Annotated in this window: 17 protein-coding genes and 1 pseudogene; 5 read left to right on the forward strand and 13 right to left on the reverse strand. The window is 70.9% G+C overall.

From position 1 onward, the window contains the following. Positions 1 to 25 precede the first annotated feature (25 nt). The 3 genes and pseudogenes from ACZ6AA_RS19730 to ACZ6AA_RS19740 all read right to left on the reverse strand — a co-directional run. Positions 26 to 802, reverse strand: coding sequence for a flavin reductase family protein (locus ACZ6AA_RS19730; RefSeq protein WP_471459153.1), 777 nt, complete (start codon positions 800 to 802; stop codon positions 26 to 28). A 65-nt stretch (positions 803 to 867) separates the two neighbouring features. Continuing rightward, positions 868 to 1452, reverse strand: coding sequence for a MepB family protein (locus ACZ6AA_RS19735; RefSeq protein WP_471459155.1), 585 nt, complete (start codon positions 1450 to 1452; stop codon positions 868 to 870). A gap of 195 nt (positions 1453 to 1647) precedes the next feature. Beyond that, positions 1648 to 2358: pseudogene (locus ACZ6AA_RS19740) on the reverse strand (winged helix-turn-helix domain-containing protein); the annotation flags it as partial. 389 nt (positions 2359 to 2747) lie between these two features. Between ACZ6AA_RS19740 and ACZ6AA_RS19745 the strand changes: the two are divergent. Beyond that, positions 2748 to 3320, forward strand: coding sequence for a hypothetical protein (locus ACZ6AA_RS19745; protein WP_471459157.1), 573 nt, complete (start codon positions 2748 to 2750; stop codon positions 3318 to 3320). 863 nt (positions 3321 to 4183) lie between these two features. Here ACZ6AA_RS19745 and ACZ6AA_RS19750 read toward each other — a convergent pair. The 3 genes from ACZ6AA_RS19750 to ACZ6AA_RS19760 form a co-directional block, all read right to left on the reverse strand. Beyond that, positions 4184 to 4546 (reverse strand): hypothetical protein, encoded by a 363-nt coding sequence (locus ACZ6AA_RS19750; RefSeq protein ID WP_471459159.1) that lies wholly within the window; start codon positions 4544 to 4546, stop codon positions 4184 to 4186. Positions 4547 to 4645: 99 nt separating this feature from the next. Continuing rightward, positions 4646 to 4825, reverse strand: a complete 180-nt coding sequence (locus tag ACZ6AA_RS19755; RefSeq protein WP_468457195.1) for a hypothetical protein — start codon at positions 4823 to 4825, stop codon at positions 4646 to 4648. After that, the gene (locus ACZ6AA_RS19760) at positions 4822 to 5322 is read right to left on the reverse strand and encodes a hypothetical protein (protein ID WP_471459161.1); all 501 of its coding nucleotides are present in this window, start codon (positions 5320 to 5322) and stop codon (positions 4822 to 4824) included. Before ACZ6AA_RS19760 ends, ACZ6AA_RS19755 begins: the two co-directional genes overlap by 4 nt. Before the next feature lie 208 nt (positions 5323 to 5530). On the opposite strand from ACZ6AA_RS19760, the gene ACZ6AA_RS19765 reads away from it, so the two are divergent. Together ACZ6AA_RS19765 and ACZ6AA_RS19770 are read left to right on the forward strand one after the other, a co-directional pair. Continuing rightward, entirely contained in the window at positions 5531 to 6997 is a 1467-nt protein-coding gene (locus tag ACZ6AA_RS19765; protein WP_468481316.1) for a hypothetical protein, read from the forward strand. A gap of 16 nt (positions 6998 to 7013) precedes the next feature. After that, entirely contained in the window at positions 7014 to 7502 is a 489-nt protein-coding gene (locus ACZ6AA_RS19770; protein WP_468481317.1) for a hypothetical protein, read from the forward strand. A 138-nt stretch (positions 7503 to 7640) separates the two neighbouring features. Here ACZ6AA_RS19770 and ACZ6AA_RS19775 read toward each other — a convergent pair whose 3' ends face one another. The 3 genes from ACZ6AA_RS19775 to ACZ6AA_RS19785 form a co-directional block, all read right to left on the reverse strand. Then, positions 7641 to 8444: an enoyl-CoA hydratase/isomerase family protein gene (locus tag ACZ6AA_RS19775; protein WP_471459163.1), complete on the reverse strand. Its 804-nt coding sequence runs from the start codon at positions 8442 to 8444 to the stop codon at positions 7641 to 7643. Further along, the gene (locus tag ACZ6AA_RS19780; protein WP_471459164.1) at positions 8444 to 10669 is read right to left on the reverse strand and encodes an acetate--CoA ligase family protein; all 2226 of its coding nucleotides are present in this window, start codon (positions 10667 to 10669) and stop codon (positions 8444 to 8446) included. Before ACZ6AA_RS19780 ends, ACZ6AA_RS19775 begins: the two co-directional genes overlap by 1 nt. A gap of 300 nt (positions 10670 to 10969) precedes the next feature. Next, complete coding sequence (locus ACZ6AA_RS19785) at positions 10970 to 12166, reverse strand: flavin-containing monooxygenase (protein WP_471459166.1); 1197 nt, start codon at positions 12164 to 12166, stop codon at positions 10970 to 10972. Positions 12167 to 12796: 630 nt separating this feature from the next. Between ACZ6AA_RS19785 and ACZ6AA_RS19790 the strand changes: the two genes are divergently transcribed. After that, positions 12797 to 13219 carry a Zn-ribbon domain-containing OB-fold protein gene (locus tag ACZ6AA_RS19790; RefSeq protein ID WP_468457526.1) on the forward strand — a complete coding sequence of 141 codons (423 nt, stop codon included), beginning with the start codon at positions 12797 to 12799 and terminating at the stop codon, positions 13217 to 13219. A 24-nt stretch (positions 13220 to 13243) separates the two neighbouring features. Here the strand turns inward: ACZ6AA_RS19790 and ACZ6AA_RS19795 are convergent, their stop codons facing one another. After that, positions 13244 to 13747 carry a GNAT family N-acetyltransferase gene (locus ACZ6AA_RS19795; protein ID WP_468457180.1) on the reverse strand — a complete coding sequence of 168 codons (504 nt, stop codon included), beginning with the start codon at positions 13745 to 13747 and terminating at the stop codon, positions 13244 to 13246. Beyond that, positions 13744 to 14469: a pyridoxine/pyridoxamine 5'-phosphate oxidase gene (locus ACZ6AA_RS19800; protein ID WP_468457178.1), complete on the reverse strand. Its 726-nt coding sequence runs from the start codon at positions 14467 to 14469 to the stop codon at positions 13744 to 13746. Before ACZ6AA_RS19800 ends, ACZ6AA_RS19795 begins: the two co-directional genes overlap by 4 nt. A 243-nt stretch (positions 14470 to 14712) precedes the next feature. Here ACZ6AA_RS19800 and ACZ6AA_RS19805 point away from each other — a divergent pair, with 243 nt between their 5' ends. Beyond that, a complete protein-coding gene (locus tag ACZ6AA_RS19805) occupies positions 14713 to 15558 on the forward strand; it encodes a calcium-binding protein (RefSeq protein WP_468457176.1) in 846 nt (281 codons plus the stop codon). Between the two features lie 36 nt (positions 15559 to 15594). Here the strand turns inward: ACZ6AA_RS19805 and ACZ6AA_RS19810 are convergent, their stop codons facing one another. Both ACZ6AA_RS19810 and ACZ6AA_RS19815 read right to left on the reverse strand, forming a co-directional pair. Further along, positions 15595 to 16740, reverse strand: coding sequence for a serine hydrolase domain-containing protein (locus tag ACZ6AA_RS19810; protein ID WP_471459169.1), 1146 nt, complete (start codon positions 16738 to 16740; stop codon positions 15595 to 15597). A 409-nt stretch (positions 16741 to 17149) separates the two neighbouring features. Next, a complete protein-coding gene (locus ACZ6AA_RS19815) occupies positions 17150 to 18358 on the reverse strand; it encodes a thiolase C-terminal domain-containing protein (RefSeq protein WP_471459171.1) in 1209 nt (402 codons plus the stop codon). Positions 18359 to 18490 lie beyond the last annotated feature (132 nt).

Genomic DNA, 18490 nt, shown 5'->3' on the forward strand with positions numbered 1-18490 from the left:
GGGCCTGTTCCGCGGCGTGCGGTGCCTACTTCCCGCCGTGGGCGCCGTGGGGCGTGAAGCCGCCGAAGGCGCCGCGGTGGAAGAGGAGGGGCGCGGCGGCACCCTCCCGGCCGTCCTCGTCGGCACCTTCGGCGGTGCCGAGCGCCTCCACGCGGCCGACGACGATGAGGTGGTCGCCGCCGGTGTGCACGGCGTGCACGACGCAGTCGATCCAGGCCGGGGCGCCCGCGAGCCGGGGCGACCCGGTGACGGGGGCGGCGTCGTAGTCGACGCCCGCGAACTTGTCCGCCCCGCTGACCGCGAAGGCACGGCACAGGTCGCCTTGGTCGGCCCCCAGGACGTTCACGCAGAAGACGCCCGCGCGGGCGATGCGGGGCCAGGTGGTGGAGGAGCGGGCGACCATGAAGGAGACGAGGGGCGGGGTGAGGGAGAGGGAGGCGAAGGACTGACAGGCGAAGCCTGCGGGGCCCGCAGGGGCGGAGGGGGTGGCCGAGGGTGCGGCCGGGGTGGTCGAGGGGTTGGCCGGGGCAGCCGAGGGGGTGGCCGGGGCGGCCGAGGAGGTGGAGGGTGCGGCCGGGGCAGCCGAGGGCGCGGCCGGGGCGGTCACCACGGTCACGCCGGTCGCGAAGTGCCCCAGCACCCGGCGGAATTCGGCCGCGTCGACCGGCGCGCGCTCGTCCTCGCGGACGGCCCGCAGATGTGGCCGGGGCAGCGCCTCGACCGGCTGGGCGGCGGCGGTCGGGGCTCCGACCGACCTCAGGTACCGGACGACGGTGGCGGCCATCCCTGCGTGTCCCATCATGCTTCCAGTGAACCTGACGATCCGTCAGATCGGAAGCCCTGGGGCAACGCCGGACTGGCCCGCGCCTACGGGTGGTACAGCTTCCGGGCCCGCTCGGAGTCCAGGCCGCCGCCCTCGGGCACGTACAGGAAGAAGGCCTGCTGCCAGACCTGCGTGCTCCCCGCCTGACGGCTGCTGGTGGTGACCCATGGCGGATAGACCCGGAAGGCCCGCTTCCCGCCCACGCCGCCGTGGGACACGATGCCGCGCCGCCGGAGCGCATCGCGCGGGAACACGAACTGCCCGAACCGGTCCCCGTCACGACAACTGACGACGAACAGATCGACGCCGTCCGCGTCGTCGAACGGCCGGATCGGCCCTTCCTCGGATCGCTGCCACACGGTGACGAACTGCCCCACCTTGGTGGGCGTCGTCTTGGCCACACGGAACCGCACGTCCAGCCCGTCCAGCGTGAAGGCATGCGCCCCGTACTCGGCGCTCTCGGGTTCGGGGGTCGGCTGGGAGCAGGTGAGGCCGAGGGGGTCGTAGAGGAGTGCTTTGGTGGCGAGGAGGTCGTCGTGGACGGGGCCGGGGCCGGGCGGGCCTGGGGTGGTCCAGGGGGGCGGGGTGTGGGGGCCGGGGGGTGAGGGGGTCCCGGATTTCGTTGCCATTCGTCCATCTTGTCAGCGTGCTGGGGAGGGTCTGTTTGGTGAGGGGGTGGGGCTGCCTTCCCCGCAGGCGCGGGGACCACGGAGAGGCTGCCCGGGCCCCCCACTTGACCTGGGGGCTACCCCCGCACGCGCGGGGACCACAGGCCGCGACCTGCGGCTCTGTGCGGCGGCTACTGAGCTTGAACTCACTGATGTCGTCGGCGTGAGGGCCAGGCCGGTTCCGGCGAGGCATCCGTCGATGAGGTGGGGGCGGTACTGGGTCTTTCGCATGCCGTGGCGGATGGTCTGGATGAGGTGCTCGGGGGTGGTGAAGGCGGTGTTGGACAGCCAGCCGCGCCGGCCGTCGTCGCGACGAGGCCGGTAGATCAGCCGAGAGCGTTCACCCGGCTTGCAGCAGGTCAGGGCGGCGATGGAGATGCGGCGCCGCGAGCGGCCGCGCACCCGGATGACGGGGGTGCGTCCGCGCCTGGCCCAGGTGCGGGCGGTCGGCGGCGTCATCGAGAAGCCGGACTCGTCCTCGAAGACGACCCATGCGTCGAGCGCCGCCGCGGTCCTTCCACCTGCGGCCAGGTCTCCTTCACCCAGCCGCAGATCGCCTCCTCGTCGCGTTCGACGGCTCTCCTCGCCGGGATCTGGCAGGAGAAACCGTGCCGGATCAGCAGCTTGCGCACCCCTTGCGGGGTGTAGCTCTTGTGGAAGCGCCGTCCGATCACGGTCTTGACCCTCGACAGCGTCCACCGCTGGTCCGGCCAGCCGTGCGCGACCGGTCCCTTGGCCAACTCCGCCTCCAGCTAGGCGAAGTGGGCCTCGCTCAACCTGGGCGAACCGCTCGGCCGCCCGCGGCCTGATCCCCTCGCGGAACTGCCGACGCTCGTCCGACAGACCGCCGCCCTGCGCATACCTCATGACAGACGGCGCACCGCGAGGATCAAGCTCTGTCAGCAATTACGACAACCCAAGTTCAAGCTCAGTAGCTGCGGGGCGGGTCCGGCGGCGGGCTCGGTGGCTTCTTCAGCGAGGGCGGGGATAGCGAAGGACCTCGCTGCAGAGGTGCGGTCCGAGGCCTTCAGGCATTCCATCTTGTCCCTACGCGTGGTGCCTGCGACTCACCATGAAGCGATCGATTCGCTGGGATATAGAGAGGTGAAATGGAATCCCTGTCAGTATATCGGATTTTTCTGATTCATCTCGCTCGAAAAGCCGAGTAGTGTCGGGTCCCGTCTGAACGAACTGGATCGATCTCATTTCGGTTCATGATTCGCTCTGCGTCTGAAATTGAGACTCGAAGGAGCGTCATGTCGTCATACTGGACTCGCCGCCGCCGTTTAGGGGCGGGCACTGCTGCTCTCGTGGCCGCAGCAATGATTGGTACGGTGATTTCCGGGCCGGCCTTTGCTGCCGATCGCACACAAGAATCGAGCGCATCAACACTTGCAGTCGCGGTCCAGGGTGCTGGAAACATCGAGTCCCGTCTCGATCTGTCCGGAATTAGCGACGAGGCAGGTGAGGCTGCGATCCAGAAGGCGCTGGACCTCATCGGCTCGATCCCTGAGTCGCTCATCCAGCGTGTTGAGGCAGGTGATCAGGGGGCGCTCCAGGAGGTAGTGGAATTCCTGAAACGGAATTCCACTGCTGAACCCGCCGCGCGAGGATGGTTCCAGTGCACTACCGCAGTGGCAAAATTCGCTGCCGAGAATGGAATCGGCATCGCCAAGGTGTATAAAATCGTCAAGAATGGCAAGAAGATAGCGAAAGCCGTTTGGGCATACCTGAAGCACAAGAAGTACCCTGGTCACATCGACGATGACATCGCTAACCTGATAGTCAACTCTACGGGCCTTCCTGCGTTAGCGGAGGCATGCCTGTAGCCAGGGTGAGAGGATAAGGCCACCGTGAAACATGCCTCAGGCGGGCAGGTTGATGACTCGGACGATGACCTCGGGAATGTGGCGTCAGCAGCCGTCTATATGGGCATGTTCCTGCTTCCTGCGTACATCCCCGCAACCTTGATTGGTGAATGCTTCGGAAACCGTGGCATGCCCGCATCTCCATGGCTGCTGGCGCCGGTTACGACGCTGGCGCTTTCCATAATGATGCGGTTCGAACCGTACCTGCAGGGCAAATCATGGTGGTCTCGGGTTGACGACGTATGGGGGGCACTTCTGCTTGGCCTCAGTGTCGTGCTCCCCATCGTCGTCGCTACAGTGTGGCCATTTTCCTTTTGGCCTTGGCTTCCGCCAGCGGTCCCCACAATGATGTCTTTCGTGCCGATCGCATTTGCTGTGTGGTGCGTAAAGCGGTGGCATCGCTATCTCTGGAAGAAGCAGCGGCCTCAGTTGGGTCCTTTTCGGCCTGTGCCACGGATCGGCAGCCAGGGTTCTGAGGACCGCTAAGAACCGTTCCCTCCTGCTTAGTGCATGGAAAGGTTCTGGCCGTGGTTAATCAGAGGGGAAGTGGGCCCATGGTCCGGGCAGGAGACGATTCCGGCTGGATACTCGCCGCGCACCTCTCCGGGATGGCCACTCTCACTTTCCACTTTGGCGGCGTCTGGTCCTGGTGGGCCGCCTTGTGGGTTCCGACATTCCCTCCTGTCACCACAAATCCACACCCCGCGTGTATGGCGCATACGCCAACTAGCCAACAGGAATTGTCGTCGGTCTTACGCCTCAGGCAACCCTATTCCTATCGTTCGCGCCGCTCCGGCGGTCGCCATTCGTCCATCGAGGGGCCCTCAGTACTTGTCGGAGACCCGGGGCAACCCACACGGGCCGGTGTGCACGAGGGAGAGCACCACGCGGGACGCGCCGAGCCAGATGTGGGGCATGAACCCTTCGCCGGGGCCGAACGGGCGCTGGCAGCACGCGCAGTAGGCCGCTCCCCACCCCGCTCGCTCCCGCGCCCGCATGGCCTCGTACTTCATCGTCAGGGTCGTCTCGCACGGGCCGGTCCGGCAGATCGTGCAGTGCGTGACGTGCCCGTTCCAGTCGAGGTGCGTGGCCAGAGCCGCACCCTGGGCTTCGTGGCACGGCGGGCAGGCGTGCGGATGGCAGTCATAGGCTCCGCCGAGGCTCACCCCCTCGCCGGGCAGGATCACGTCCGGGCACTACACGTACACGTTGCCCCTACCGCTGCTCGACGGTGAGGGTGTCCGCAGCGGGGACGAGGAAGGCTCGTACGGCCTCGGCCACGTCGGTCACGTCCACCGGGGCCGCCCCGTGTCGGCGGCGAGCCGCGCCGCGCGCACAGCCCGGCGCAGGCGCACGCCCTGGCCGCACTCGACGCCCTTGCGGCACACCAGGCAGTCGTCGAGATGGCGGAGGTGGATTCGGTACAGCTCCTCCGCGCGTGACGCCGCGCCGTCGGTGACGGTCATGACTCGGGCGCGTCCAGGGCCTCGGCGAGCGTGAGCAGCGCGCGCAGGCGGGCCGTGGAGCAGAGGTTCCCGGGGTGTCGCGGGGGTACGACCCAGTGAGTGATCATCGAGAGGTTTCCGATGCGCGGAACGACGAGGAAGCTGCCCTTGCCGAGGCGTTCCTCCGTGCCATTCCACTCGGCTCCTGGTGCCACGAGTACGTAGTAGTCACCGCTGGACGCCCGCAGGTCGCGGACGACAGGCCCACAGAGCCAGTCGTCGAGCGCGGCAGCCACCGCCGTCGGATCTTCACTGCACACGGAGCGGTGGATGCGCGATGCCGGGACGCGTACCGCGTCGAACCGCACGCCGAGAGGCAGCAGCGAGACACCCCTGTTCGCCCACTCGGTCACGGCCTCGCGGGGGGACGAATGGGCTCTCGCGAGCCAGTCGGCGATGGCGCCGCGGTTCGCACTCTGCTCCCGTGCGCTGCTTCTCGGGCCTGGCGTGGGGGCCATAGCCTCGCCCATATCGACTCCTCAATGGTCGGCCACGCCCCGGGACCGTTCGCGCTGTCGCCGGGGTCGTCTGTTCCGTTCACCATCGAGGGTCGTCCTGTGCGTGCAACTCCGGGATGACCGGCGGGTGTTACCGAGGCGGTAATACACTCGTTCCACTCGTGGAATCTTGCTTTGCTGTGCCTACCCTGCTGCGGAAGTTGCCGCCATGAACGCCACGAACCCCGGTCCGCTGCCCGCCGGAATCCTCGAACGGGTCGATGTGAAGTGCGCCCTCGCGGAACACGACTTCGCCGCTCTCTTCATGCTGTTGAAGAAATACGGTGGCATCTCTCAGAACAGGATCGCGGCAGCGTGTTCGCTTACGCCCGGCAAGGTTTCGCAGGTCATTAAGGGTGCGCAGCAGATCACGAGTTTCGAAGTGGTTTCGCGGATCGCCGACGGGTTACGAATTCCCGGCAAGCTGCTCGGGCTCGCGGAACGCCCTTGGGAGTCAGGGGGAGCAGAGGAAGCCGAGGAGGCAATCGTCGAGGGACCGTCGGTCGACGAGATCGACGACATGCCATGGCGGCGCGAGATCACAGTGAGCATGGCCACGCGCATGACCAGGAGTGACCTTGTGATGGATCGTCGCGCGGCGTCGAAGGCGATCGCCGCGGCCGCAGTTGGTGGCGCCGCTCTGCTCGAGCCACTGGAGGGGTGGCTCCTGCCTCTCGACGCGCCGAACGTCACCGTCCCCGTCGCCCTGCCCCGTGGGCGGCTTGGTGCACGGGAGTGCGGCGAGCTTGAATCGACAGCTCGCAAGTTCCGGGAGTGGGATCACGCGTACGGGGGCGGGCTGCGTCGGAAGGCGGTGATCGGGCAGCTCGCTGAGGTGTCGGACGCGCTCGACGGTCATCAGACGTCGGTGATCGAGCGACGTCTGCTCGGCGTCATGGCGCAGCTCGCGGGCATGGCCGCGACGATGTCTTGGGACTCGGGCATGCAACGGGACGCACAGAGGTACTACCTTCTCGCTCTGCGCGCCGCACACGCGGCCGGTGACGTCGAGTTCGGCACGAATGTGATCGCCGGAATGGCGCGCCAGATGCTCTGTCGTGGCCGTCCGAAGGACGCGGGTGACCTCGTTCGGCTGGCCCAGGACGGCGCCCGCGGAAAGGTCGGCCCCCAGGTGCGGGCCATGCTCCACACCCGTGAGGCGTGGGCGTACGCCGCGATGGGACGCGTAGCGGCGTTCCAGCGCGCGACCCTGCGGGCGGCCGAAGTGCTTCACGAAGCGAAGAGGGCTGATGCGCCCTTCTGGATCGCCTACTTCGACGAGGCCGAACTCGCCGGGGTCACCGGCGGTCGGCTGCTCGACCTCGCGCGGCAAGACGCGAGCAAGTACGCCGAGACGGCCGCAGGAAAGATCCGCACAGCTCTGGAACATCGTGGTGCCGAGGCGGGACGCAGTCACGCACTGGACCACATCGGTCTCGCCGAGTGCTACTTCCTGATGGGTGACATCGCGTCAGGTGTCCGCCAGACGCACAGAGCAGTCGACGCCGCCGAGCGGACGCAGTCGAAACGCGTACGCGATCTGCTGGGCGAGCTGTACCCGTACACCGTCGGGCGAGACGCGAACCGCGGTATGAGGGAGGCACGGGATAGGGTTCGCGGCCTGTTGGCGAGCTGATGAGAGGGGTACAGGCATGACGACGTACGCCGTTACCGGACACATGGACTTGACCGACAAGAGCGTCGGGCTCGTGCGTGACGCGCTGCGCGAGGTCTTCGCCCGGCATACCGAGGGCGACCTCGTCGGGATCTCGTGCATCGCTGCCGGCTCGGACTCGATCTTTGCCGAGGAACTGCTCGCTGCCGGGGGCCGTCTCGTCGTCGTACTGCCGTCGCAGGACTACCGGTGGGCGAAGGTGAAGCCCCAGCACGTCGAGACCTTCGACCGTCTCGTCGAAGCGGCCGCCGAGGTCGTCGTCATGCCGCACGAGACCGCGAACCGGCAGGCGTACGAGTCGGCGAACGGTGAGCTGCTGCGCCGTGGCGACCGGCTCGTCGCGGTGTGGGACGGTACTCCGCCCTCCGGCAAGGGGGGTGGCACGGCCGACACGGTCGAGCAAGCACGCGCCGAGGGGCTTGCCGTCGATGTCGTGTGGCCAGAGGGTGCGGCACGCCGAGGCTGACGAACGAAAAGTGAAGGGCCCCTCCCGCCAAGGGGGTGTGCGGGGTTTCGCCCCTGCCCTCGCAAAGCAGGGCTGAGGCAACCCCATTGCTGGCGCTCGCGCTGCTCCACCGGAACGCAGAACGCCACCACACCCCCCTCACCTCCCCCAAAACACAGCCCCCCTCCGCTCCACAAACGCCGCCACCCCCTCCCTCGCATCCGCCGACCCCATATTGATCTCCTGCGCCGCGGCCTCCGCCGCCAGCGCAGCCGCGCGGTCCGAGTCCAGGGACGCGTTGACCAACTGCTTGGTGAGGGCCAGGGCGCGGGTGGGGGACGCGGCCAGGCGGTCGGCCCAGGTGTGGGTTGTCTTTTCCAGGTCGGCGTCCGGGAGGACCCGGTTGACCAGGCCCAGGTGGGCCGCTTCCGTGGCGGAGAGCGCGTCGCCGAAGAACATGAGTTCCTTCGTGCGTTGGGGGCCGATCAGGCGGGGGAGGAGGTAGGCGCCCGCGCCGTCGGGGACCAGGCCGCGGCGTACGAAGATCTCTATGAAGCGGGCCGACTCCGCGGCGAGGACCAGGTCGCAGGCCAGGGCGAGGTGGGCGCCGAGGCCCGCCGCGGTGCCGTTCACCGCCGCGAGGACGGGCTTCTCGCAGTCCAGGATGGACGTGATGAGGCGTTGGGCGCCCTGTCGGAGGGTGCGGGAGATGTCGCCCGCCGTGGGTTCGGCGGCGGGTGGGGGCGTGCCGGGGGCGCGCAGATCGGCGCCCGTGCAGAAGCCCTTGCCCGTGGCCGTGAGGACCACCGCTCGGATGGAGGGGGTCGTGGTGGCCTCGTCGAGGAGGGCGATCAGGTCGTCGCGCTGCTCCGCCGTGATCGCGTTCAGGACCTCCGGGCGGTTGAGGGTGATCCAGGAGACGCCGTTGGGGGTGACGGTGTGGAGGAGGGGGGCGGTGGTCATCAGTGGCACACCGCCAACGCGTCCAACGCCACCGCTCCCTGCCCCCGTGGCAGTACGAGGAGGGGGTTGATGTCCAGCTCCGCCAGGGTGTCGCCCAGTTCAAGGGACATGCGCTGGACCCGCAGGACGACCTCGACCAGGGCGTCCAGGTCGGCCGGTGGCGCGCCGCGGACGCCGTCGAGGAGGGCCCGGCCGCGCAGGGAGGACAGCATGCGGCGGGCCTCCTCCTCGCCGAACGGGGGGACGCCCACGGCCACATCGCGCAGGACCTCCACCAGGACGCCGCCGAGGCCGACCGTGACGGTGGGGCCGAAGAGGGGGTCGGGGGAGATACCGACGACCATCTCGACGCCGCGTTCGATCATCTGGCAGACGAGGACGCCGTCGAGGTCGACTCCTTCGTAGCGGGCGATGTCGGTGAGGTCGCGGTAGGCGTCGCGGACCTGGCTCGCGGAGGTGAGGCCGACCTTGACCAGGCCGAGTTCGGTCTTGTGGGCGATGCGGGTGCCGGACGCCTTCATGACGACCGGGTAGCCGACGAGGCCCGCCGCCCGCACCGACGCCGCCGCGCTGGTCACCAACTGCTCGCGCGGCACCCGGATCCCGTACGCCCGAAGGAGCTGCTTCGCGGCGTGCTCGCTGAGCCGCTGGCCCGGGCGAAGCAGCGCCTGTGCCTTGCGGAAGGACGGGGAGACCGCGCGCGGCGCCTCGTCGAAGGGGGAGCGGTAGGAGGCGGTGAAGCGGTGGTGGTCGAGGTAGGCGCGCACGGCGCCGACGCAGTTCGCGAAGGTGCGGAACGTGGCCACGCGGGACGAGCCGAGGAGCGTCTCGCGGTACGCCGCCTCCGTACCCAGCGGTGAACCCCACACCACGCACACCAGCTTGTCCGTCTGCTCCGCCGCGTCCACCAGGTCCTGCGCCAGCTTGTCGCTCATCGGCGGGAAGGGGCCCGTGATGGGGCAGATGAGGACGCCGACCTCCGGGTCCGCCAGGATCGCGCCGATGATCTTGCGGCCGCGCCAGTCGCCCACGGGGTGGCCGCCGTTGTCGACGGGGTTGGCGACGTTCAGGTAGTGCGGGATCCAGTCGTGGAGTTCGTCCTGTTTGGCGGCGGAGAGCGTCGGCAGGGACAGACCCGCCTCGGTGGCCAGGTCGGCGAAGTGCGCGCCGGTGCCGCCGGAGATGGAGTACACGACCACTCCGTCGGCCCGCGGCGGCCGCGCCCGCGCCAACAGCGTCGCCGTGTCCTGGAGTTCGTCCAGGCCGTCGACCCGGATCACCCCGTACTGCCGCATCGCCGCGTCCACCACCGCGTCCGCCCCGGTCAGCTTCCCGGTGTGCGAGGCCGCCGTGCGCGCCCCCGTCTCCGTCCGGCCCACCTTCACCGCGACCACCGGCACCCCGCGCCGCGCCGCCCGGTCCGCGGCCAGCAGGAACGAGCGGCCGTCCTTGAGCCCCTCGACGTAACAGGCGATGGCGCCCACCTCGGGCCGCTCGGCGAAGTACGAGAGGAAGTCGGCCGTCTCCAGATCCGCCTCGTTGCCCGTCGGCGCCCAGTGCGAGAGGCGTACGCCCAGCTCCTGGAGCGTGAAGAGGGGGCGGCCCTGGTGGCCGGACTGGGTGATGAGGGCGATGGCCGGGCCTTCGAGGTCGTCGCGGAACCGCTCGAAGGCGTTGAGGTTGGTGTTCGGGCCGAGCAGGCGCATGCCCGAGCGGCTGACGGCCGCCGCGAGCCGCTCCTGCGCGAGCGCGCCCGCCTCGCCGGTCTCCGCGAAGCCGGACGCGAACGCCACCGCGAACTTCACCTTCGCCTCGGCCAGTTCCTCGATCACCGGCAGCGGGTCACTGATCAGGAGTACGGCGAGGTCGATCGGCTCGGGCAGGTCGGCCACGGACGGGAAGCAGGGCCTGCCGAACACCGCCGGGCGGGTGGGGTGCACCGGGTGCAGACGCGCTCCGACGCGCTCCGCCCACGCCACGAGCTGGCGCGTGATGCCGGTGTTCGGCCGCCCCTCCGCGTCCGACGCGCCGATCACGGCGACCGACTCGGGGCGGAAGAAGCGGTCGAGGTCGGGTACGTCGGCGGCCAGCGGTCGGCCGCCGACGTCCAGGTCGCCGGTCGCGGCGGCGCGGCCGTGGACGGTGGCGGCGGGCAGGTTGCCGCAGGCCACCGCGCGGGCGCGACGGGGGTCGGAGGTGAAGGTGCCGTATGTCGATCCAAGCATCGGTCCGCCCGCTCCTGTGTGACAGCAACATAACTGACGCATAGTCAGATTACTGAACTGACGCTGTGTCAGGAATGGGGCTGCGGGTTTTGTACGACGGCGCGGGGGAGGCCGACTTGCCGTGGCACAGGGAGCTGCCTTGGTGCGGTGAAGTTGTGAGCTGCGTGAGGCCGTAGGTCGTGTGGTGGTACGTGGGGCTGCTGGGGTGGGTGCGACATGCGCGTACGCCCGGTAACACCGGTACCACCACGGAACCGCAGAAGCCCGCCCGTGCCAAGGGTGCGGAAGCGAACTGGCCGGTTACTTACGGCGCTTCGCCACCGCCCCGGCGATCCTCCCGGCGTCCCTGCCCAGTTCGCGCAGCATCCCGCTGATGGGGTTGGTGAAGCCGGTGAAGTACAGGTCGGGGGCCCCGGGGGCGGTGCGCGGGCCGTGCACGCGGGGGCGGCCCCGGTCGTCCAGTACGCCGAGGTGGCCGAGCAGGGGCTCCAGGGCGCGGACGTAGCCGGTGGCGGCGATGACGGTGTCCGGGCCGACGCGGGTGCCGTCCGCGAGGACCACCTTGTCGTCCTCGAAGGACTCGACGGCGGCCACGGGCTCGACCCGCCCCTTGCGGACGGCGTCGATCAGGCCGACGTCCTGCACCGGGATGGCACCCTCGCGGACCCGTGTGTACAGGCCGGTGTCCGGTCGCGGAAGGCCGCGCGCGGCCAGGTCGGGCACGCTCACCTTGGCGATGACGCGGCCCAGGCGGTCGACCACGGGCACCGGCAGCCTGCGGCACAGGATGCCGGAGCGCTGCGCCGGCCATCCGGCGGTGGAGCGGCGCACGATGTGCGGCGCCGTGCGCACCGCGAGCCGCACCCGCGCCGCGCCGCCCTCGACCAGGTCGACGGCTATCTCCGCGCCGGTGTTGCCGACGCCGACGACGAGCACGTCCTTGCCCGCGTACGGGGTGGGCTCGCGGTAGTCGCTCGCGTGCAGCAGATCGCCGGTGTACGTGGTGCGGCCCGGCCAGTCCGGGAGGTGCGGGGTGTGGTTGTAGCCGGTGGCGACGACGACCGCGCTGGCGGTCAGCTCGCGGCCGCCGGTGGCGTGCAGCAGCCAGCCCGCGCCGTCGGCGGTGCGCTCCAGGCGGGAGACCTCCACACCGGTGACGACTTCCAGCTCGTGGTGCTCCGTGTACTTCTCCAGGTAGCGGACCACGTTGTCGCGCGCGACCCATCGGCCGAAGGAGCGCGGCATCGCGAGGCCGGGCAGCGCGGACAGGCGGCGGGTGGTGTGCAGGCGGAGACGGTCGTAATGGGTGCGCCAGGAGGCTCCTACGCGGTCGGACTTCTCCAGGACGACGGCGCGTACGCCGCGTGCGCGCAGGGCGGCCGCCACGGAGAGACCGCCGGGGCCGCCGCCGATGACGTACACCGGATGGTCGTCGGCCGGGCGGCCGGGCGCGGGGCGCTGGTCGCGGCGCGCTTGGGGGGTGGTGGAGTCGGCCATGTTCTGGAGAGTAACCACGCCGTCACTTGATGGGTGACGGACAAGTCCGAAACCGGTTGCGATCCGATCACGTGTTCCCGGGCTCCACCCTGCCCCCGTCTTGCGCCCCGCCGCCCGGTGCGCTGAACTGACGTACCGTCAGAAAGGCTTGTTCCTTGCCCGGAACATCCCCCTCCGAGGCGTATGCGGCGCCAGGGGTGGGGGCCGACGGGCGTTGATGCGGAGAACTGCGGAGAACTGGGGAGGTCGTCGCGGCATGGACAACGTCTGGCTCGGTGAGGTCGGAGGACTCGGTGCGCCCGGTGTCGGGCTCGGGCCGTGGTGGTCGGCGGGTGGGCGGGGTGTGGGGGAGAAGGGCTGGTTCGAGGGGGGTGCGGGGCGTGCCGGGGCCGCTGGGGGTGTGGGGCGTGCCGGGGGTGCGGGGGTCGTGGCTGGGTGCGGGTGCGGGGTGCTCCGGTGAGCGGGGCGGAGGGGGCGGGGCTTGGGCGTGAGGTGGCCCCGGATCCCGGGCGGGCGGCAGCCCCGGACCCCGGGCGTGAGGTGGCCCCGGCCGGCGGCCGTGCGGACCGCCCCGCCGCCGGAACCAGTACCGGCGCCGCCGGCACCGCCCCCACCACCAACACCACCGCCCTGCGCTTCGACCTCCCCGAACCCGACCCCTTCACCCGCCCCTACTGGGACGCCGCCGCCGAGGGCCACCTGCTCGTCCGGCGCTGCCACGCCCCCGCCTGCGGCCGCGCCCACCACTACCCGCGCGAGTTCTGCCCGCACTGCTGGAGCGAGCACGTCACCTGGGAGCGCGCGAGCGGCCGAGCCACCCTCTACACCTGGTCCGTGGTCCACCGGAACGACCTGCCGCCCTTCGGCACCCGCGTCCCCTACACGGCCGCCGTCGTCGACCTCGCCGAGGGCCCCCGCATGATGACGGAACTCGTCGCCCCCGACGACGGCACCCGCCTCGCCCCGCGCCCCGGCCTCCCGCTCCAGGTCACGTTCCGGGAGCACGCCGAGGGCGTGACGGTACCGGTGTTCCGGCCCCGGGGCGCGGCGTAGCGCGGCGTCCGCCCGGCCGGGCGCTCAGGAGGCCGCGACCCGCTTCACGTACCGGTGGCACGGCACATGGATCGGCCCGCTGTCGCTCGCCGTCAAGTACTCGAACAGGCCCTCGTCGGTCCAGCCGCTGCGCTCGTAGAACCTGCGGGCCCGCGCGTTGCCGTTGACCACCGCCAGCCACGCGCGGGCGTAGCCCCTGGCCGCCACCCGGCGTTCCGCCTCGGCGAGGAGCGCGCGGGCCACGTCCGTGCCCCGGTGGGCCGCGTCGACGTACACCTGCTCCACCTCGTCGTCGACCACCATCACAAAACCGGCCACCTCGCCGCCGACGATCGCCACCGCCGTGTCCGCGACCCGCTGCGGCGCCCGCAGCCCGAACGACTGCGCCGTGCGCACCGCCACCAGCGCCGCCGGTACGTTGCCCAGATGGCCGTCGGACCAGCCCTCGTGCCAGATCCGAGCGATGGCCGCCACATCGGCCGGTGTCGCGGGGCGCAGTTCCACCACGGGTTCCTCGTGGGTCGTCACGGCCACATCAACTCCCTTGCCCAGCCCCCGTTTCCAGCCGCACGGTAGCGCAGCCGCACATGCCGCCTCCGCGCGTCTCCCTGGAAGAATTCCACCTCTTGCGGCACCAGTACGTACAGCGTCCAGCTCGGCGCGTCGGCGTCCGGTTCCCGCGCGGCCCGCTCCCAGGCCGCGTCCGAGGCCCGCTCCAACTCCGTGTACGCCGTCAGCACTTCGCTCTGCCGCCCCACGAGCGCCGCCGCCAGCGCCCCCGCCGACCGCGCGTGCAGGTCGGCCAGGGCCTCGGCGTGCGGGGCCGTCCGCACCGGGCCGCGCACCCTGACCTGGCGTCCTCGCGCCGCCCAGTAGAAGTGCAGTGCCCCGTACGGGTGCGCCGCGAGCTGTCGGCCCTTGACGCTCGTCGCGTGCGTAGCGAAGTGCCAGCCCTCGTCGTCGGCGTCGTGCAGCATCACCGTCCGCACATCCGGGTCGCCCGCCGCGTCCACCGTCGCCAGGCCCATCGTGTGCGGCTCCGGCTGCCCCGCCCGCGCGGCCTCCGCGAACCACCGGTGGAACAGGTCCACCGGAGCGGGCGGCGCCTCCTCCGGCTCGAACTCCGGCAGCAGCTCGTCGAACTCCGGCAGCCGCACGTCCCACACCTTCTGGGCGCGAAGCAGCCGCCGGAACTCCGACGCGGACGTGGCGGGGGACTCGGGCCGGGACTCGGGCGTGGGTGTCGTCATGGGGGAATTGTCGTCCCACCCACCCCCGTCCCCGTCGCAAGCCTCACCGCTGCGCCTCCATCCCCGCCGCGCGCCCTACGTCCACATCCCCGTCGCAAGCCCCTGCCACCGCGTCCATGTCCCGGCAACGGCGCAGACCGCCTATGTTCATGATCAACTACACAACTCCCTTCATATGCCTCTGGTCTAACGGGATGTACCGAAAGCACCACAGCGCACTGACATCCCGAAGGGCACTTCCGCATGCGCACCTACAGGACCATCACCGCCACCGCCTCCCTCGTCCTCGCCCTCGGCGGGGCCGCCCTCGCGGCGCCCACCGCCCAGGCCGCCCCGACGACCTCCGCCCGCCTCGTCCACGACGGCGACGAGCTCCTCTACCGGGCCACCCCCGGACAGAAGAACCAGCTGAAGGTCGACGAGAAGATCGTCAGCCGCGGCGAGTTCGAGCAGTACTTCGAAGTCACCTTCCGCGACCGCGCCGCCATCACCATCAGCGCCGCCGCGGCCGAGTGGGACGAGTGTGCGTACCCCTCGCCGAGCGACCGCACCGTCGTCCGGTGCGCCTTCGAAGTCCCCCTGGGCTCCGACGACTCGGACACCTTCCAGGTCGACCTCGGCGACCGCGACGACACCGCGACCCTGCCCGCGGACGGCGAGGCATGGGGCCGGGTCCACGGCGGCAAGGGCGACGACCGACTCAAGGGCTCCGCGAACGCCATGCTCCACGGCGACGACGGCAAGGACCACCTCGACGGCGGCGGCGGTCCCAAGGGCTTCGGCTCGTACGGCGGCGCCGGGAACGACACCCTGGTCAACTGCGGCCAGGACTGCTTCGGCGGCCCCGGGAACGACACGCTCTCCGGCACCGGCGAGGGGAACAACCTCCACGGCGAGGACGGCAACGACGTCCTGCGCGGCAAGGCCGGCCCCGACACCCTCTACGGCGGCAAGGGCAACGACAAGCTGTACGGCGGCGCGGGCCCCGACACGCTGTGGGGCAACAGCGGTGACGACGTCCTGTGGGGCGGCACCGGCACCGACAAGCTCAAGGGCGGCTCCGGCCGCAACGAACTGCACCAGGACTGACCCGGCCTGGGCGTGTGTGGGGGAGCGGGGGCTCCCTCACGCACGGCGCCGCGTCACCGCCTCCGCGACCCGCTGGGTCATCGTCGGCCGCCCCGCCGCACTCGCCCCGACGGGGTTGTACGACAGGACGAACCTCCGCCGCCCGTCCACCGTCGAGAACGCCGCCGACGCGTAGCCGTACTGCTCGCCCGTCTTGCCCCACAGCGGGACGCCGTTGACCGTGGCCGTCTGCAGGCCAGCGCCGTAGCGCGCCGGGGAGCCGTCCACCATCCGTACGTCCTCCGGCGGGAGCGTGTGCATGAGCCGGAGCAGGTGCGGCGGGAGCAGGCGGCCCGCGAACAGCGCGGCCAGGAAGCGGTCCAGGTCGTCGCCGGTGGATATCAGCTCGCCCTCGCCCCACGAGTACGACTGGTCGTACTCGGTGAAGTCCTTGAGGCGGCCGTCCGTCATCTCCAAGTAGCCACGGACGTGGGGGCCGTGGATGCGGGAGTCGTGGCCCGGCGACGTGACCTCCGTCAGGCCGAGGGGACGGGTGATTCGGCGGTGTATCTCCGCTCCGTGCGAGCGGCCCGTGAGTTCGCGGATCAGCAGGGCCAGGAGGACGTAGTTCGTGCCGCGATACTCCTGCGCGCTGCCCGGGCGGAACTTCATCCGGCGCTCGCGCGTGACCGTCGACAGGAGGCGCTCCGGCGTCCAGCGGTCGTGGCGGTGCGCGTCCACCGCCTCCGGCGTCGACAGGTCCGGCACGTCCGGGCCGCTCTCGCTCGGCAGGCCGCTGGTGTGTGTGAGGAGGTGCGTGATCCGCACCGGCGCGTAGGTGTCGGGGAGCAGGCCGGGCAGGTACCGCTGGACCGGTGCGTGCAGCTGGAGCCTGCCCTCGTACGCCAGTTGCAGCACGACCGTCGCCACGAACACCTTCGTGATGCTGCCGATCCGGAAGCGGTCGTGGCGGCCGATCTTCCGGCCCGTCGCGAGGTCGGCGACACCCGAAGTCCCGTACCAGGAAGTGCCCGAGTCCCCCGATCCGCCCGGGCCCACTCCGTCCGGGCCCACGCCGCCCGAGCCGCTGCCCGCGCCGCCCGCTGCCCCCGCGTCGGCCACCCGCAGGTGCGCCGCCGTCGCCCGAGGGTGGGACAGGTCCGCTATCGCCGCCCGCAGCGCCGCCGGATCCAGCGGCGCCAAGTCGTCACCCCCACGCGGGGCACGTCCCGCAGACCCGGCCGCGAAGGCGGGTCCTGTCGCCGCTGTCCCCGCCGTCGCCGCCAGCACACCCCCGGCGACCGCACCCCGGACGAGGGTCCTGCGGGAGGGCCGGAGCCCCGCCACGGACGAGGAAGCGGTCGGGGAGGCGAGGGGGGAAGCAGAGCGGGAAGCGGACGACGAAGAACACGGAGCAGCGGAAGAAGTAGCCATGCCTCAAGGCTCCGCCGATTCGCCCTCGCGATGATCAGGGACAGCCCTGGCCCGACCCTGAAACACCCCTTAGGGCAAGGGAATTGTGAGGCCCCGCACTCAACCCACCGGCCCCACCCACCCCAATCACCTCACCCCACTAACCCCACCCCACCCCACCCAACTCACTCCACCCCACCTACCTCCCCAACACCAAAGTCCCCGAAGAGCAGAACCACCCACCCGTCCCCGACACCACCGCCACCTCCGGCAGCCGACCCCCGGCCCTCCGCACCTGCCGTGCCTCCCCCGCCTCCCCGCGCAACTGCCGTACCGCCTCCACGATCAGGAACAGGCCCCGCATCCCGGGGTGCTGGGCGGAGAGTCCGCCGCCGTCGGTGTTGGTCGGCAGTTCGCCGTCCCGCAGGAGCCGTCCCTTCTCCACGAACGCGCCGCCCTCGCCCTTGGCGCAGAAGCCCAGGTCCTCCAGGGTCACCAGGGTCATGTACGTGAAGGCGTCGTAGATCTCGGCGATGTCGACGTCCGCGGGGCCGACACCGGCACGTTCGAACGCGAGGCGTCCGCTGACGGCCGCCGGGGACACCGTGAAGTCCTCCCACTCGGACATCGTGGTGTGCGAGATGTGCTCGCCGGAGCCGAGCACCCACACCGGCGGGTTCGCGCAGTCCGCCACGTACTCCTCGGCGGCGAGCAGTACCGCGCAGCCGCCGTCGGAGCGCAGGCAGCAGTGCAGTTTGGTGAACGGGTCCGCGATCATCGGTCCGGTGAGGACGTCGTCGACGGTGATCGGGTCGCGGTACATCGCCTCGGGGTTCGCCGCCGCGTTCGCCCGTGCCTGCACGGCGACCCGCGCCAACTGCTCCAGCGTCGTCCCGTACTCGTGCATGTGGCGGCGCGCCGCCATCGCGTACTTGGCGATCAGGGTGTGCCCGTAGGGGACCTCGAACTGGAGCGGTCCGCGTGCCCCGAAGGACAGGTTCGCCGTGCGCCGCCGCGCCTTGAGGTCGGCGCGGGCCGTGGAGCCGTACACGAGCAGGACGGCGTTGGCGTGCCCCGCGGCTATCGCGTCGGCCGCGTGCGCCGCCATGACCTCCCAGGTCGAGCCGCCCACGGACGTCGAGTCCACCCAGCGCGGACGCAGGCCCAGATACTCGGCCACCTCGACGGGCGCCAGCGTCCCGAGGCCCGCCGACGCGATCCCGTCGACGACCTCGCGGCCGAGCCCGGAGTCCGCGAGCGCGCGCCGGGCCGCCTGCCCGTGCAGCGCGTACGCCGTCGCGTCGTCGACCCGCCCGCAGTCCGAGAGGGCCACTCCTACGACGGCGACCTTCCGGCGACCAGGACCGCGGGTGCCCCGGGGGCGGCGTGAACCAGTGTCAACGGCCATGGATCTGACGGTACATCAGATTCGGGGGAGGGTGGGAGGCCGCCTGCGGAGGCGAAGGGCTCGGGGTCCTGCCGGGACGGGCGCGTCACGGCCCTGGGCAACCGCGCCCCCGGGTCCTAGCATGTCGGCCCG

It is taken from the genome of Streptomyces sp. NPDC040610 (genome assembly GCF_055594065.1).